Source organism: Pedobacter hiemivivus, from assembly GCF_005144565.1.
Lineage (GTDB): Bacteria > Bacteroidota > Bacteroidia > Sphingobacteriales > Sphingobacteriaceae > Pedobacter > Pedobacter hiemivivus.
Window position 1 is genome coordinate 122,424 of sequence record NZ_SWDX01000007.1, and the last position, 14,171, is coordinate 136,594.

The 14,171-nt window shown below is 39.5% G+C and carries 12 protein-coding genes; 6 read left to right on the forward strand and 6 right to left on the reverse strand.

The features are described 5' to 3' along the window. Nucleotides 1–3 precede the first annotated feature (3 nt). Nucleotides 4–2,247 carry a GH92 family glycosyl hydrolase gene (locus FBD94_RS18000; RefSeq protein WP_136881230.1) on the forward strand — a complete coding sequence of 748 codons (2,244 nt, stop codon included), beginning with the start codon at nucleotides 4–6 and terminating at the stop codon, nucleotides 2,245–2,247. Between the two features lie 187 nt (nucleotides 2,248–2,434). Here the strand turns inward: FBD94_RS18000 and FBD94_RS18005 are convergent, their stop codons facing one another. Together FBD94_RS18005 and FBD94_RS18010 are read right to left on the reverse strand one after the other, a co-directional pair. Then, nucleotides 2,435–3,247: a Fic family protein gene (locus FBD94_RS18005; RefSeq protein ID WP_235884553.1), complete on the reverse strand. Its 813-nt coding sequence runs from the start codon at nucleotides 3,245–3,247 to the stop codon at nucleotides 2,435–2,437. A 77-nt stretch (nucleotides 3,248–3,324) separates the two neighbouring features. Continuing rightward, nucleotides 3,325–3,906, reverse strand: coding sequence for a TetR/AcrR family transcriptional regulator (locus FBD94_RS18010; protein WP_136881231.1), 582 nt, complete (start codon nucleotides 3,904–3,906; stop codon nucleotides 3,325–3,327). A gap of 139 nt (nucleotides 3,907–4,045) precedes the next feature. Between FBD94_RS18010 and FBD94_RS18015 the strand changes: the two genes are divergently transcribed. Both FBD94_RS18015 and FBD94_RS18020 read left to right on the forward strand, forming a co-directional pair. Then, on the forward strand, nucleotides 4,046–4,846 hold the full coding sequence (locus FBD94_RS18015; RefSeq protein WP_136881232.1) for an SDR family NAD(P)-dependent oxidoreductase: 801 nt from the start codon (nucleotides 4,046–4,048) through the stop codon (nucleotides 4,844–4,846). 211 nt (nucleotides 4,847–5,057) lie between these two features. Beyond that, a complete protein-coding gene (locus FBD94_RS18020) occupies nucleotides 5,058–5,708 on the forward strand; it encodes an HD domain-containing protein (protein WP_136881233.1) in 651 nt (216 codons plus the stop codon). Between the two features lie 39 nt (nucleotides 5,709–5,747). Here FBD94_RS18020 and FBD94_RS18025 read toward each other — a convergent pair whose 3' ends face one another. From FBD94_RS18025 to FBD94_RS18035, 3 genes are all read right to left on the reverse strand, one after another. Continuing rightward, nucleotides 5,748–8,516, reverse strand: coding sequence for an AAA domain-containing protein (locus tag FBD94_RS18025; RefSeq protein ID WP_136881234.1), 2,769 nt, complete (start codon nucleotides 8,514–8,516; stop codon nucleotides 5,748–5,750). 98 nt (nucleotides 8,517–8,614) lie between these two features. After that, entirely contained in the window at nucleotides 8,615–9,841 is a 1,227-nt protein-coding gene (locus FBD94_RS18030) for a type II toxin-antitoxin system HipA family toxin (protein WP_136881235.1), read from the reverse strand. Next, nucleotides 9,838–10,146: a helix-turn-helix domain-containing protein gene (locus tag FBD94_RS18035; RefSeq protein WP_136881236.1), complete on the reverse strand. Its 309-nt coding sequence runs from the start codon at nucleotides 10,144–10,146 to the stop codon at nucleotides 9,838–9,840. Before FBD94_RS18035 ends, FBD94_RS18030 begins: the two co-directional genes overlap by 4 nt. A 66-nt stretch (nucleotides 10,147–10,212) precedes the next feature. Here FBD94_RS18035 and FBD94_RS18040 point away from each other — a divergent pair, with 66 nt between their 5' ends. Further along, nucleotides 10,213–10,860 (forward strand): hypothetical protein, encoded by a 648-nt coding sequence (locus tag FBD94_RS18040; RefSeq protein WP_136881237.1) that lies wholly within the window; start codon nucleotides 10,213–10,215, stop codon nucleotides 10,858–10,860. A gap of 2 nt (nucleotides 10,861–10,862) precedes the next feature. On the opposite strand, the gene FBD94_RS26325 is transcribed toward FBD94_RS18040, so the two are convergent. Further along, the gene (locus tag FBD94_RS26325) at nucleotides 10,863–12,110 is read right to left on the reverse strand and encodes a DUF1398 domain-containing protein (RefSeq protein ID WP_235884554.1); all 1,248 of its coding nucleotides are present in this window, start codon (nucleotides 12,108–12,110) and stop codon (nucleotides 10,863–10,865) included. A gap of 322 nt (nucleotides 12,111–12,432) precedes the next feature. Here FBD94_RS26325 and FBD94_RS18050 point away from each other — a divergent pair, with 322 nt between their 5' ends. Both FBD94_RS18050 and FBD94_RS18055 read left to right on the forward strand, forming a co-directional pair. Next, nucleotides 12,433–13,014, forward strand: coding sequence for an RNA polymerase sigma factor (locus FBD94_RS18050; RefSeq protein WP_136881238.1), 582 nt, complete (start codon nucleotides 12,433–12,435; stop codon nucleotides 13,012–13,014). Between the two features lie 84 nt (nucleotides 13,015–13,098). After that, complete coding sequence (locus FBD94_RS18055) at nucleotides 13,099–14,031, forward strand: FecR family protein (protein ID WP_136881239.1); 933 nt, start codon at nucleotides 13,099–13,101, stop codon at nucleotides 14,029–14,031. Nucleotides 14,032–14,171: the final 140 nt, after the last annotated feature.

The following is a 14,171-nucleotide window of genomic DNA, read 5'->3' on the forward strand; positions in this document are numbered from 1 at the left end:
CACATGAAGTATATCCTATTTTTACTGGCCTTTGTTTTCTTTAATGAAAATTTATCGGCTCAAAAAAAGCAATATGTCGATTATGTAAACCCTTTGATTGGCACGCCAGCTAAAGGTAAAGGAGGCACAATGCCAAGTGTTGGGCCTCCTTTTGCCATGACTAACTTTACTGCGCAAACCCGCGTAAACAAAATGAAGGCTATGCCTTATGTTTATGAGGATTCCACCATACATGGTTTTATCGCTACGCACCAGCCAACCGTTTGGATGGGCGATTACGGTTATGTATCTATAATGCCGCAAGTTGGTCAGCTTGCGGTATTACCGGAACAACGGAAGATGAAATTTTTGCATAGCGATGAAGTTTCAACGGCTTATTATTATTCGATAAAAATGAATAATGATCAGGGAGTATCCATAAAAGCAGAAATGGCCGCTACTGAGCGCTGTGGTATCCTGAAATTTACCTATCCGGCTTCTACCGAAAGCCATCTGATTATACATGGTATTAACGTAAACCAGGCGGATGATGATGGGCAGAACAAATCCAACAAACGGGCTAAACTGAAAGGGTACGTTTACGTAGACAACGTAAATAACGAGATTAGAGGGTACAATCCGGATAGGACGGCTTACAACCTTGGTCCCGAACTCCCCAATTTTAAGGGGTATTTCATTATAAAATTTAATAAAAAGATCAAGAGTTTTGGCACCTGGAATGAGGATGTTATCACTAAAGGATCGATAGCGCAATACGGTAAGAGGATAGGAGCATACATCAGCTTCGCCACAAAACAAAACGAAGCTGTCACCGTTAAAATAGCTACATCTTTTATCAGTTTAAACCAGGCTAAAGAAAACTTAAAGCGGGAAATACCAGATTGGGACTTTAACAAAGTTCGGCAAAGCACCCGCGCCATCTGGCAGAAGAATTTAGGACGGATTAAAGTTGAGGGCGTTACCGAAGACGAAAAGGCCATCTTTTATACCGCAATGTACCATACGATGTTGTTCCCCCGCGAATTTTCAGAATATGGCAAGTATTATAGTGCCTTTGATGACAAAATACACAATGGCGTTTCTTATAATGACTATTCACTGTGGGATACTTTTAGAGCTTTACATCCATTACTGATATTTACGCAGCCCGAACGGGTGAATGCAATGATCAACTCTATGCTGCAAATGTATAAAGAAGGTGGCTGGTTACCCATGTGGCCTAACCCGACAGAAACTAATATCATGATAGGGACACATGCCGATGCGGTAATAGCCGATGCCTATGTAAAAGGATTTAGAGGATATGATGTCAATCTTGCTTATGAGGCGATGCGAAAAGATGCCATGATCCCACCTGATCACGATACCACGAGATGGGGGGGCGACAGAGACGAATGGCAAGGGTTTGAAGGGCGGATCGGTTTAAGCTATTATCATTCTTTGGGGTATGTACCTTCGGATAAGGCTGCTGAATCTGTCTCCAGAACGCTGGAATATGCTTTGGATGATTATAGTGTGGCCCAGGTAGCTAAAGGTCTTGGCAAGCACAATGACTATGATAAACTGATTAAATGGTCTGCAAATTATAAAAATCTATACCATCATCAGTCGGGCTTTATGGCGCCCCGAAAACGTAATGGGAAATGGGGGGGAGATGAAAAGAAAAGCTTTACCGAGGGTAGCCCCTGGACTTATTTGTTTTGTGTGACGCAGGATATTCCCGGAATGATAAAAATGATGGGCGGTAATGAAAAATTTGCAGCCAAATTAGATCAGAATTTTTCCGAGGGGCATTATGCTCATGATAATGAACCCGGACATCATTATATTTATTTATATAACTATTGCGGGCAGCCCTGGAAAACGCAGGAATTGGTGAGAAAACAAACCCGGGAGAATTATTTTAACAGGCCCCAGGGCATTAATGGTAATGACGATTGCGGCCAAATGTCGGCATGGTATATTTTTAGTGTAATGGGCTTCTATCCGGTAACTCCGGGCTCGGGTATGTATGCTATTGGCGCGCCTCAATTTCCTAAAATCAGTATGAACTTTAAGGCCGGTAACGAATCAAAAACACTGGATATATTTGCTGATCATATTTCTGAAAAAAATAAATTCGTAAAATCAGTTACATTTAATGGAAGGCTATTGAAAGACTTCTTTATCAGCCATAATGAAATCGTTAAAGGAGGAAAGCTCGTTTTTCTAATGACAGATAAACCGGCGGTTAGAAGTATCAATTGATCAGTTCCCTCAACAGTAAACCAAGAAATAAGAATATAAAAAAGAAAGCGGGAATGATCTCCGACCACTCCCGCTTCATCTAAATTAACGCTCTCATATATAAAGACGTTAATTAGGGCTTGATATTGTGTTGCCTTATAAAAGAACTGAATCTTTTTGTGAGAAAAAGTAATTTGTTATTTTTTTGTTAGAATAAGAAAGTAAAACCTCGTCCTTTTTTAGGGTGTTTCATTTCTTCAAATTTGTTGATTTCAGTAGACAAATGCCTGATATATTCCTCATCCATAAATTTTCTGAAAATGTTAATGTCCTCGTGTTTACGGGTGTCAATGAGTGCCTGATAATAATCAGTTTTTGTTTCATTGTGTACGATCGCAAGTGGTAGTTCGTACACAGCTTGGATATAGTTCATTAACAATCTGCAAGTTCTGCCATTCCCATCATAAAAAGGATGGATACTAACCAGGTTAAAATGCGCATCATAGGAAAGATTTAATTTTTCCCTTATAGTTAGATCTTGCTGCATTCGTTTGGCTAGATCCGAAGCAAGATTTTTTGTCAGCGTTTCTACCTTATCGAAATTAGGGAAATACGTATCACCAGCCACTACATTACCTTTGCGAAAAGCTCCGGTAGCGGCGTCAATAGTTCCAAACAAAGTACTTGCTGTTTTTTTTACAATATGTGAATTTAGCTTTTGAATAAATTGGGGGGTAATACGACTTCTAGTTTTAGCTTGCTCTATGGCATATTGAAGTGCCGCATAGAGATCCGTTACCATCAGACTTTCGTGGAGTGGCTTTCCTTTTGGCGTCAATCCTTCACTAAGTAAAACCTGAGTTTCTACCTCAGTAAGAGTTGAACCTTCAATCCTGGTAGAATGGTGAACGATAGAAATCAGATTGAATTTTTCATGATCTATCACCTGATCTAGGTTAAGATGTTTATACTCTTCTATGAGTTTGATGATGTCCATGGTCTTGATTGCAAATGTAATCAATTGATGCTGATTGATCCATCCTTTGCTTTTTTCACCCGGATTGAACTAGAACTTACCAGCGATAATAGATAATATAATTATTGATTGCAAATTATTTCAGCAGCCTTTTTTGCCAATTTAACGGGTTGTGAATTACCTATTCCTTTGCTTCTGATAATAGCTCCTTCAAAGAGTATTATGATTTGCATGGCTAACGATTTGCTATTAGCTGTGTTTCCATTTTCTAAATAAAATTCAATGAGTTGTTGGATCGCCGCAACATAAGCGTCATAAGCTGCTTCTATTTCTTTTGCTTTGCTCGCATATTCGGTTTTAGCATTCATTGCAAAGCATCCATATAACTTACCCGCATCTACCAATTCTGCCAGAAAATCAAAAATTCTCAAGGCCTTATCAACCGGGCTTTTTGAGATATCTTTTTCCAGATAATCGGAAATAGCTTTGTACATCGTTTGATGATAATAGTCAATTGTGGCAATAATTAAACCTTCTTTAGATGCAAAGTGCTTATATAGTGTACGTTTAGAGATGCCTGTACCTTCAATTACCGTGTCCACACCAGTAGCATGAAACCCGTTCTTATAAAAAAGATCATAAGCATATTTAACCATCTCGTCCCTCTTTGATGATTTTGAAGCTGAATCTGTTTCTTTATTCATAATTGATAATTTATTTGCAAATGTAAACTAACCTGTTTACATTTGCAACCATGTAAACAGATTAGTTTACATTTGTCTGTGGAGTATATGCATTGTTTCATAACAATTAATGATTTAAAATTTCTAAAAATTTCTAAAAATGAACAAAAATAAAGAAATGGGGACAGCTGTAATAACAGGAGCCTCTTCAGGATTGGGCGAAGTATTTGCCGAAAGATTGGCCAAACGTGGATATAATTTAAAATTGGTAGCACGCCGTAAAGATAGATTGGATGCTCTTGCAAGCAGGTTACAAACCAAATATAACGTAAAGGTCACTAACCTGGTTGCCGACTTGGGCTCAGAAACAGATTTGGAAAATGTAGCTAATGATCTAAGATCGGATAAAAGTATTACAGTGCTTATTAACAACGCTGGTACCTCAACACTTGCAGCTACTACAGCAACTAGTGTAGCTAAACAAAAGGCTATGGTTGATGTAAACATTACCGCTGTAATGCTGTTGTCTAACGCGGTTTTACCTCAATTTATCGAAAAAAATGAGGGCATCTTAATTAATATAGCTTCGGTACTGGGCTTTTTTACCTTACCTATTAGCGCAATTTATAGTGGCACAAAAGGTTTTGTGGTTCAATATACGCTTGGGTTGCAGCAAGAACTAAAAGGAACAAATGTTCAGGTACAATTGGTGAACCCTGCTACTACTGCAACGGAAATATGGGAAGTTGGCGGTGTTCCGTTAGCTGCATTGGAGCAATCTACCATCATGACAACTGAAGATTGTGTTGATGCCATCCTTTCCGGATTAGATAAAGGTGAGCTGACTACACACCCATCCGTGCATGACCAACAATTGATTGATGCTTATGAAGTTGCCCGTATCAAATTATTTGAGGGTTCGCAAAATGGCCAGCCAGCTGGACGTTACATTCAAAGTTAAATTTGAAAAAAGATAAATTAACGCTCTCATATAGATCAAAAATTCTTCTACTCCTAAATTTTGATCGCTTGAATGTACCTGGGGAAATCTGCTCCGGAATACCTGAGCGAAATCCGTAAGCGGTTTATTTCTTAAACTGGTTTAAGAGAATTGGGATTTCTGTTTAGCAACTTTGTATGACAGTTAAAATATAATTGTAAGACGATAGACTATGACAATACATACACCTAAAGCTGTAGCGGGAATTACCTTGCCCGACAGCACTATCGCCAAACAGGCGACAGAATTGCTACTTGAACATGGTACAGAATTTCTTTATAATCATTCCCTAAGGGCATTCCTATTTGCAGCCCTTAATGCCCGGCAAAACAAAATTGCGCACGACACTGAACTCCTATACGTCGGTTCGGTTTTCCATGACCTTGGTCTCACACCTCATTATAGAAGCCTGGATAAAAGATTTGAAGTGGATGGAGCCAATGCAGCCAGGGATTTCCTTCATAGTCATGGACTGTCCCCACAGGCACTTCAATTGGTATGGGACACGGTCGCTCTGCATACCAGCCCTGGAATTGCTGAATATAAGGAAGCAGAAGTCGCATTGTTGAATTACGGAGTGGCCCTGGATGTGGTTGGCAGGGGATATGCAGACCTGTCAGAAAAACACCGGCAAGACATAGTCAAAAATTTCCCCCGTACCGATTTCAAAAAGACAATCATTCCTGCCTTTTACGAAGGGTTTAAACATAAACCCGATACAACGTTTGGGAGTATTAATGCGGATATATGTGCCTGTATGAACCCGGATTTTCATAGAAAGAATTTTTGTGATGCGATCCTGCATTCACCCTGGACGGATTGATCCAACCGCAAGGTAGACCAGGCCGTGTGTATTTTGATGCTAATATAGCGCCATTGCAGCGCTTAAACTTTCAATAATTCTTGTTTCCTCATGATGTCCATCGGTTGATAATCTAAGCACTGGTAATCCGATAACCGCTAAGATATGATTCTTCTTGCTGTCCCTTTCTCGTTGCAATTCATTATCATGGAATGCCACCCCGTCCACCTCGATAGCCAAGACAGGAGTCTTGTCAATTTTGTTGTAAAGCAGAAAATCAATTCTTGAATTACTCCTTATGAACCTGATTTCATCTTCGGAGAATGGTTGAAAATCCCGAACAAGATCGTTAAGCCTATATTCTCTGACCATGTCAATAGACGAGAATTGGGTATTGTTTGACAGTATATTTTCACTCAACAGCTTGTGAATAATAAGCTCTGCAGCAGATCCTCTTATGTTCTTGTTCGATAAACGAAATGATGTAAAGGCTTTATTGTACTCTTTATACAGAAGATCAAAAACGGAACAGATACTGCCTTTGACGATCGTTTCATTCGGGTCGGTGGTATAACATATATAGCGTATCATATCACCGATGTTAGTTCCGTGAGGAAGATCCATCGATGCCGGTTTTACCACAATAAATTCTTTTACGGCTCGTGAAACAGCGACATTTATGAGGTTGGGGTTGTCAATAAATGTTCCTATGTTGTTTTTGACCGTGTTAAATATAATCACTTCCTTCTCACGTCCCTGAAACTTATGTATGGTGTCGGCTTCTGCTCCATCTGGTAGCTGCTTTTGCAGCATATCTACATGTTTTCTATACGGTGCAATAACGCCAACTTTTTTAAAATCTGCAGCATAGTTGTTACGGACATATAAATTCGTTTCATCTATCTGTCTTTGATTGTAATTATCCCTTCCACCCGCTATGTTTGTCTCAATGATTCTAAATGGATGACTATCCGCATGAGTCATAATAACCAGCTTATTATCATAGTACTTTTTATTACAGAATCCAATAATCGTAGGATGGCATCTGTAATGCTCTTTTAGCAGGACCGATTTTACGTTATCCCGATACAAGCTTTTCAGCGAGTTCAAAATATTCTGTTTGACATAGTCATACATAGGGGAAATGTTGTACTTAGCATGAAATTGCTCCGCAGCGTCCTTACTCTGTTTGTCTACAATGTGGGCAAGCTGCATACTATCTCCAACAACAACCACATTTCGGCAACGCGAAAAACATACGGCAGACTTTATAATATCCACCTGCGAAGATTCATCTATAATCAGATAGTCAAAAAGATACTCTTTGGGAACGCTCGTGTGTAGCGAGAGTGTAGAGCTCAGTACCACAGGATAACGCTTTATGAAATCATCAAACTGGTTACGGTAATTCTGTGCATTAAATGCAATTTTGTCCAAGCGGTTATATTTTTCAAATAACACTCCATTGAATACCCCTTTAGATGCCTCAATAAAACTTTTAAGATTAGCTTCTTCATTGTTAGCTGCCAGCCAATTTTCAACGTTCAGGATTTCGTTTTTTATTTTTGCGATGTATAATTCATAGAATTTGTGGTTAACATAAACAGGAAACTCCTTGCTATACTGACGAATACTATTAAGGTCAAAGAAACCATATTGCAGAACAAGTCGCAACTTGTTTATAATGGATAACTTGTTCTCGAGGTTTATGGGCGATAGCAAATTTTTCAATTTCAAAGTCATTTTGAAATTCCATTTGCGGTATAATTTCTTGTTGAGTACAGATTGTATGTCCTGCTTGAGTGGTTGTTCTGCCTTTATATGGCCAAATTCTATTTCAGCATCTGACAATTTCGTCTTTAAGGTGGCTAATTTATTTCGGTACTGAAAACACGCTGCTAATACAGAATCCAAGTCCTGAACCTCATTCTTTGCCTTTTTCAATTGATCGTCCGATAGCTCAAAATCTTGATTGACTGTTTGCTCTTCGAGATTGTTAAAGAATGAGGCTTTGTTATCGTTGTTTCCAAGTGATGCCACAACCATTCCGTAGCCATATTTCGTTAACTTCTCCCATACGTTAAATACCGCAGCGTTATTGTTTGAAACAATTGCAACAGTTTTGTTTTGTACGATAAGATTGGCTATAATATTTAGGATTGTTTGAGTTTTTCCTGTTCCTGGAGGACCTTCAACTATACTTATGCTATTGCTAAGCGTAGTCTCGGCCGCCAATTTTTGACTCTCGTTACATCCGAAAGGATAAATTAGTGTCTCCTTTGGAGCATCAATAGCAGGATTGATCCCATCAATGTAGTTAGATAGTGCTGACCTTGATTCCAATTTATCTATATCATCAAGGGCCTTGAGCAATATTTCAGCGCTTATTTGATTAGGATTTTCACTAGCTGTCTCTTCTGATTGAATGTCGAATGATACTCCACCACTTTCTTTAAGTATCTCTTTAAAATAATTGATTACTGATTCCGCCTGATCAGTATTCTTTTTTATAGCATAGATTTCAACATTAGCATTGTTTTCAATTGGAAAAGAACAACTGTCTTTATTTCGAAAAATTAAATAACGGCTATAATTATCAACCGTATTATATGTCTTATTTAATTTGCCATTCTCATATATGCGCACATCTTCTCGGCTCGATATAAGCGGATAGTACTGTACTTTGTCAGTTCCATAGTTATAGCTTCTCCCATTATTAAATGTGATGTGATATCCCGTGTCTGTACAAACAACCGTTGAAACATCGCTTTTGTATTCAAACTTTAGGGATGTTTTATTTTTTAAGTATACTATGAAAGGAGGAGCCATTAATTTTTTTACAGATGTATAGCTTCGAATTTACTAAATTTCATTCGGAATTAGGGATCGATATTTACCATGAAAGCAAAACAGACGAATAAATATTTCTAGTTTTTGATTGAGTGTGAGATCAATTCAATATGGGATTTTCGTACATTGTAATCCTGGGACAGATGTTTCCATTTGTTTAAAGCACTATTTGTTTGCTCAATAATTTCTTCTATTAGCTTTTTTGATAATTTAGCTTCCAAACCAAGTTTTAATAAATGATGATTTGAAGGTTTTTTACCCTCACCCATTATCATGGTACTTTGTTCACCATTTGGTCCACTTGAATAAGTAAGGTCGTAAGCAGGGGCAAGTTTCCATTCGCCATTTTCATTCATAAGAAAACTGAAGTTTTTTGCGTGATCGTCTCTGTTATGAGATAATACATTGAAAACGGCGAGGCGATACATTTTTTCCACTTCACGGATGTCTTTCGTTAGTACAGCAGTTAAATTTAGAAGGTCTTCATAATCTAGAGCAGGGGTTCTGAAATCACTATGCAATAAGCCGCTTGCGGTATGCATGTGTAGTCTTTTGTTTCCATTCCTATCAAAACGTTTTACCGCAAAGTAACCTGCTCCTTTTTGTGATGGAAACAAATGCACCTCATGCATCAAAACACCTGCTTCTTTCGCCATTAGTGCATAAACATATTCAATCGCCCCAGCATCGTAACCGTCTTGTGAATTAGGGAATTTAACAAGCCAAGGCTCGAATCCTTTATCAAGTGTTTTTGCTCCGAAACGTATATTTCTGTGGTCATTATCTACACCGATAAGTGCCTTTGGACGTGCGCCTGCAGAAGACCCGTTTAAAGCCAATAATTCTTTAATGACATCTTCCGAATTGCCTTGTAGGACTTCTTCGGTTTGTATAGCCAAATGATCTAAATCAATGAAGTGATTGATATCCGATGGACTATTATCTGGTTCATAAACCAAAGCGCCCATACCAAATAATCCGACGTGTGCCAGACGGTCCAATGAAGAAATACTTGAAGGTAATATTCCTTGTGATCTCATCGTGCGGTCAAAAAGTAGTCGTCCCCATCCGTCGGGTAAACTGTCGCTGAAAACACCTGCTAATCCTTCAAATGGACGTGTTGGCAGCTCTATAACACCCTTTTGCAAGGGCAGACGAAAGGGAGATATTTCTATGTTTTTTTGTCTGAATTCCTCATTATATTCAAAATAGATAATACTGTTACGTATGGCCAAACGCCCTACTACTTGAATTTGTGAGTCAAAATTTAACCCGACTTTAACTTCTGTAATTGGCTGACTCATTTTTTACGTCCTCTCTTTCGGGTAATACTATTCGTATCTTTTAATACTTCATCTATTGATGTGAAATTCGGCTTTGACGGTTTCAAGACCTGGATAATTTCTTCCAGCCCACCAACAACCATCAAAAGCTTCAGAAAGGATTCCAGAGAAATAGTCCCCTTTTGTTCGAACTTGCGCAAAGTGGCAAGAGGAACACCCGATCGTTCAGCCAAGCCCTCTTGGGTCAACTCTATGAAAAGTCTTCTATCTCGAATATTTTCGGCAAGTTTTTGTTGTGCTTTAGATGCGGATATAAGTGATAACATAATAGCAGTAATTTGATTTATTTAATGGTTACTAATACTATAGTAGTACAAATTTAACGAATTTTAATGAGAAAAATGATTTGTATCGATACTGATCTACGGATTAATCGCAGAAAAAAGAAGGACGCCAGGAAAAATATAGCGGTGGAAAAAATCCCTATATTTATTTGTAAAAACCATCCAGAAATGACAGTTAACAGGCTAATCTATCTATCGTCGATCCTGGTCTTGTCAGGCTGCGTTTCATTAAAGCAGACCAGGCAGGAAGGGGTACAGGAAATTTCAGACCTGCAGGCGTTTGACGGTACCTATGAGAATCCGTTCAGCAAGAAGAGCGATTCTGAATTTTCTTCGCTATGGAACCAGCTTAACCTGAGCGAGAAACTCGATACGCTCGATTTCCAGACGGCAACAATTGGGCTCAAGGTTATAGGAAAAGACCAGATCAGGGCTACTTGGCTGCAGGGAGACAGGGAGAAGATGAGCGTAGTACTGAAAGGAAAGCTGAAGGACAGCTATTTTGTATCGAGACACAAACGGAAAATAATACCGATCCCGCTGATATATGGGCAGTTCAGCAATAACCAGTTCCAGCTATCGCTTGGCAAGGACGGTCAGCTGCACGTGGAGAGGATGCAGAACGAGTGGGGATGGGTATTGGTGTTTCTTGCAAGCAAGGACAATACGAGCAGCTATGAATATAAAAGAAGATGAATTCATTCGGGTCCTGGGATCGATTCTGTCAGGATGAGCTGATCTTTCTGATCAAAATAAGTACAGGTCATCAATGATAAATTCACTATCCATTTATCGATTCCTGTTTCTGCACAATGCCTGCAAAAGCTGAGGTAATCTGTTTGCCCTGCCTGATGCATTTTCAAATACTTCATAAACTTTTTCTTATGACTTACAGCAGCGACGACTAAAGGTTCATACTTTGCCTTGGAGCTTAGCTGATGGCCATTATTCCCAGAATACAGGGTATGGCTATCGAATACGTAGGTCACAAATTCTTCTACTCCTAACTCTTTGATCGCTTGAATGTACTTGGGGAAATCTGCTCCGTTTTTCACTTTTTCATGTTCCTGCTCAATCTGCGCAATTGTAAAAGATTCATCCTGTAAATCGGCGGATACTGCTTTAAGTTCCATTTTGGGTTTATTAAAAAATTTAGAATCCCTCACCAATTCGATATCATCCCATTTTTCTGTCTGTTCCTGATCGACTGTCCCATCCGCTATTACAGCTCTGAATACAGCAACAGGATTGAAGCTTTTACTATTGATGATCAGGTTACCAGAAAATGTCTTTTGTATAAACTGAAATGAAAACATAGAAATACATAAACAGCCTGGTTCTATTTCAAAGTTAAGTTCCTGAGCTGGCATAACGCTATCTTTTGAACCATTTGGAATTTCAATCGACTGAATCGGACACATCGTTCTATTTCCATAAGTAAGGTCAAACATCCCCACAGTGATGTTTAGCAAGCAGGAAGTCGCTTTTGCTGGAAATTTCATGTCCTTTGAAACAAGCATTTCCGGTAACTTGATGGTCAGGATATTTCCATTGATGGTCTGTTCAGGTTGCGCAAAGAAATTATCCATTACAGGAGAATCCGCATTAAATTCAAAACCATTGAGCCGATCAAAACTATTGGTTGTAAAACGATAGGTCTCAGATTGAGCGTCGAATGCCTGTTTCAATGCCTTTTGTACGTCTGTTCTAAAGCGATAAACCATTGTTCCATCATAAAAATCTGTGATGATCTCCGTTGCATCTCGCCGGAATTGCTCTGCCAGGGTACTGGCGATCCCAAATTGAGTTGCTGCTTTGTGTGTGTTTTCAGTTTGCTTCTCCTTTGTCAACCTGGATTTGCCTGTAACCAATTGCATATTGCGATATTTCTTAAAAACAGCAGGTCCTATTACACCTGTCAGGAATTTTCCGTCAAATTTTGCCATGATCTATATGTTTTTTATAAATAAACAACTGATCTAAGATAATGTTTGGATAGCATGCTACAAAATTTCAAGTTAAAAAAAATCAAACAGTAATCAAACTCTATGTTTTTTATAGAAAAACTTGGAGTATAGTTGGAGTATACTTGGACTATAGTTGGAGTATTATACTGATCAGACCGATATCTGTCTTATCCGTATATAGCTTTTTTAGGAATCGACATCAAGCAATATAAGATTGATTGCTTTTAGGGCGGTTGATTAATTTCTTAACCTGTTGTTAACGTTGTTCTTGCTAGCTTTGCCCACACTCAGGGAACTTACATTGAAACAGCAGGCAAAAAAGCAATACATTACCGATATGTACAATAAGTTCTGGAAAGAACTTTACATCGTTGCCTTTCGCCGTTTGCGGGATGAAGCGCAAGTAGAAGATATGCTCCAGGACCTGTTTCTTTCTCTGCTCGAGGGAGATTATAACCTGGAAAATGAAAATGCTGTGCGCGCTTTGCTTCATACCCGTCTGAAAAGCCGGATCATTGATTTTTTCAGAAAAGAGCTTTTGAAGATCAACTTTGAAAACCATGAAGCTGCAAAGTCCCAGGCTGATCCGCATTCCAGCGACGACCATTTGATGGGCCGGGAACTGGAATCTGTTGTGATGCGGGAGATCAACAGGCTGCCTGAAAAAATGAAAGAGATTTTCCTGCTCAGCAGGGAGGAAATGCTTTCCAATGAGGAAATAGCCAGCCGTTTGAACATCTCTGGTAAGACAGTAAGGAACCAGTTGAGCACCGCCTTAAACCGCATCAGGCTTGCTGTGCGGCAATACGGTTCTGCCGAACTCAGACCTGCCTCGGTCGCGGTTATCATTACCATAGCAGCCTTGATGTTAACAGATCGTTAACAAAACATACTGATCATATTAAGTTTCATTTTGGTCTGGGACAACCTGTGCCTCCGTTCGGTTATATAGCCAAAGGACATTATAATGGATGAGCAGGAAAAGAAAAGATTAATAGATCACTGGTATGCGGCTTTTGACCATTCGGACGAAGAACTGAAAGTTTTTGCCAATGCTGAACACGAAGAAAAAGTACGTCTCATACTGCTCAACAGGATTGTTTCCGGAATTCCGAAAACTGGCCCAGGGCGCGATATCTTTTTTCTTCAGCAGGCAAACTGGATGAAAATAGCTGCCGTACTGGCCTTTTTTTTAATCAGTATCCCTTTATACCTATATCTGGCTAACCGCGGTGTGCACAGCATCGAAGATAACGCCACATGGATGGTCAGCAGGGCTGGAACGGGGAAAATGCTGAAAGTGATGTTAGCTGACGGCTCAGAAATATTGCTCAATTCCGGTGCTGAACTTAAGTATCCCCGTCATTTTACCGGAAAAAAACGGGAGATTTCTCTGGATGGGGAGGCCTTCTTTAAGGTAGCCCATAATCCCGAAAAACCCTTCGTGGTAACCACTGGAAAGCTGAAAACGATCGTACTGGGTACATCCTTTAACATCCGGGCCTATTCTGGGCTGGATAGGATAGTGGTAAGTGTCGCTACAGGTAAAGTTGGTATTTCCGCTTCGGGCAAAACACTTACTTTACTGCATCCCGATCAGCAGATCACTTTCCAGGTAGCCAGTGGAGCATTCGATGTTACCGAATCGAGTGCCGAGCGGGCCCGGTCATGGCAGGATGGCAGGGTCAGTCTGGACGGTGCATCGTTTTCTGAACTGGCGCTGGTGGTCAAGAATACCTGGGGCCTTACACTTGAGACCAAGAGTGAAAGACTGGCCGCGGCAAGTTATAAAACTACATTCCAAACAAACAATAAAATCACACAGGTTATGAAAGCAATCAGTAAAATGACGGATGCGAAATACCGTATCAGGGACCATATCATCACACTCTATGAATAGATAAAGACAAAAAAAGAAACAGCGGCTAACTCCCCTTCGAAAGTTTGTTAGTCCCGCTGTGTAATTAAAGGCATAACCATTTAAAAACAATCAAAAATAGGAAACCTATGTGAACTGGCAATATAATGCCGGGATTAATT

Bases quoted from the DNA above. Each gene is read 5' to 3' on its own strand.
- FBD94_RS18000 (WP_136881230.1), top strand. From the start codon at position 4: ATGAAGTATATCCTATTTTTACTGGCCTTTGTTTTCTTTAATGAAAAT.
- FBD94_RS18010 (WP_136881231.1), bottom strand. From the start codon at position 3,906: ATGAATAAAGAAACAGATTCAGCTTCAAAATCATCAAAGAGGGACGAG.
- FBD94_RS18015 (WP_136881232.1), top strand. From the start codon at position 4,046: ATGAACAAAAATAAAGAAATGGGGACAGCTGTAATAACAGGAGCCTCT.
- FBD94_RS18020 (WP_136881233.1), top strand. From the start codon at position 5,058: ATGACAATACATACACCTAAAGCTGTAGCGGGAATTACCTTGCCCGAC.
- FBD94_RS18025 (WP_136881234.1), bottom strand. From the start codon at position 8,516: ATGGCTCCTCCTTTCATAGTATACTTAAAAAATAAAACATCCCTAAAG.
- FBD94_RS18030 (WP_136881235.1), bottom strand. From the start codon at position 9,841: ATGAGTCAGCCAATTACAGAAGTTAAAGTCGGGTTAAATTTTGACTCA.
- FBD94_RS18035 (WP_136881236.1), bottom strand. From the start codon at position 10,146: ATGTTATCACTTATATCCGCATCTAAAGCACAACAAAAACTTGCCGAA.
- FBD94_RS18040 (WP_136881237.1), top strand. From the start codon at position 10,213: ATGAGAAAAATGATTTGTATCGATACTGATCTACGGATTAATCGCAGA.
- FBD94_RS26325 (WP_235884554.1), bottom strand. From the start codon at position 12,110: ATGGCAAAATTTGACGGAAAATTCCTGACAGGTGTAATAGGACCTGCT.
- FBD94_RS18055 (WP_136881239.1), top strand. From the start codon at position 13,099: ATGGATGAGCAGGAAAAGAAAAGATTAATAGATCACTGGTATGCGGCT.